This is a genomic window from Trinickia diaoshuihuensis (genome assembly GCF_003390925.1).
Lineage (GTDB): Bacteria > Pseudomonadota > Gammaproteobacteria > Burkholderiales > Burkholderiaceae > Trinickia > Trinickia diaoshuihuensis.
In genome coordinates, this window is record NZ_QUBS01000039.1 from 1 (window position 1) to 1,619 (window position 1,619).

General features: G+C 62.5%; 1 protein-coding gene and 1 pseudogene. Both read left to right on the forward strand.

Annotation, left to right across the window (positions count from 1 at the left end; translation table 11 throughout):
* Nucleotides 1-1,168: pseudogene (locus DXT59_RS10165) on the forward strand (filamentous hemagglutinin); the annotation flags it as partial.
* Between the two features lie 103 nt (nt 1,169-1,271).
* A partial coding sequence (locus DXT59_RS10170; RefSeq protein ID WP_240324464.1) for a two-partner secretion domain-containing protein occupies nt 1,272-1,619 on the forward strand: 348 nt, incomplete at its 3' end.

Sequence of the window (1,619 nt, forward strand, 5' to 3'; positions counted from 1 at the left end):
CGCCAATCGAGCATGGACCGCTCCGGCTTACAGCGGCCTCGTGACCCAGATCACCGGGTACAAGCTCGTCAATTCGTTGGCCGATCTGGAGAACGTCAATTCCGATCTCGCCGGCAATTACGCGCTCGGCAAAGACATCGACGCGAGCGCGACGAGCGAGCGCGCATACACCCCCATCGGCAACGCGGCGCCGTTCACCGGTCAGTTCGACGGCCAAGGCCATACGATCGACTCGCTGTATCTCAAGGGAACGGTCGGCGCTTATCCCGATGCGCAGCCCATCACTCTTGGCTTATTCGGGACGATCGGCTCGAGCGCGGTCGTGCGCAATCTGAACGTTTACGGCAATGCCTGGCTGATCAGCAGCGTCGATGATGCGCTCCGGTTGGCGAAAGGCGCCGAGGCAATCGTCGCCGCCTACAACGACGGCACCATCGTGCACGTGAACGCGTCGGGCAATATCAACGACATGAGCGCAGCGACGGGCAACTACGCGGATGACATGAACGCCGGAGGACTCGCCGGCATCAACCGCGGCACGATCGTCCGCTCCTCCAGCAGCGTGAATATCACCAGCGGCGGAACGTTGGGCGGTCTCGTGGCCGAAAACGACGGCCTCATCGATCAATCGTTTGCGTCCGGAGCGGTCCTCGGGGTAGGACTTGTGGTGGTTAGCTTGGGGGACCCCGGAACCGTGACGGTCTTTGCTCCGGCTTTTACGGTCGGCATTCCCGGCGGGCTCGTGGCGACGAACAACGGCACGATCAGCCGCTCCTACGCCACGGGGTCCGTGTCGAACGGCGGCTTGAGCGCCCCCGCGGCGGCAGGCCTCGTGTACTTCAACCACGGAACGATCAACCAATCGTTTGCGACGGGGAAACTCGTCAACGATACGAGCAACCCCGAATGGCCGGGCGCCGGCATCGCCGTTGGGAACGATGGCTCGATAGGAGGCGATGTCTACTGGAATATCGACTCGACGGGGGCAACCGTTGGCGTGTTTGGCAGCCGCGGCCCCAATGCGTCGAGCGGATTGACCGCGACTCAAATGACCTCGCCGTCTTCGTTCGCCGGCTACGACTTCGGCCCGAACGGTATTTGGTCAATGCCGGCCGGTGCCGACCACCCGGTGTTGCGTTGGCAGCTTCAATCCGCAAGCGGCGGATGACTCGGATTCGCTTTTCCCTGCTTCGATCACTGGAGTACGCGCAATGTTCAATGCTTCTCGGGTAGGACATTCGTCTCGTTCGCGGCCGGCCGCTCGTCCGACAATGACTGCGCTCGCTATTGCCGTATCGTTCGCCGCAGCGGCCGCCGCTCGCGCGGCCGGGCCTTTACCGGCCGGCGGGCAGTTCGTCGCCGGTACCGGTTATATCAACGGCAATGGTACGTCGCTCACAGTCAATCAAACATCGACGCGGGGCGTTATCGATTGGAATAGCTTTTCCATCGGCAACGGCAGCGTAGTCAATATCGACAACGGGAGCGGTGCGACGCTGAACCGCGTGACCGGTGCTACGCCGTCCTCGATTCTCGGCACGCTTTCCGCCACCGGCAGCGTCTATTTGATCAATCCGCAAGGCGTCGTTATCGGTCGAAGCGGCGTGGTCTCGACTGGC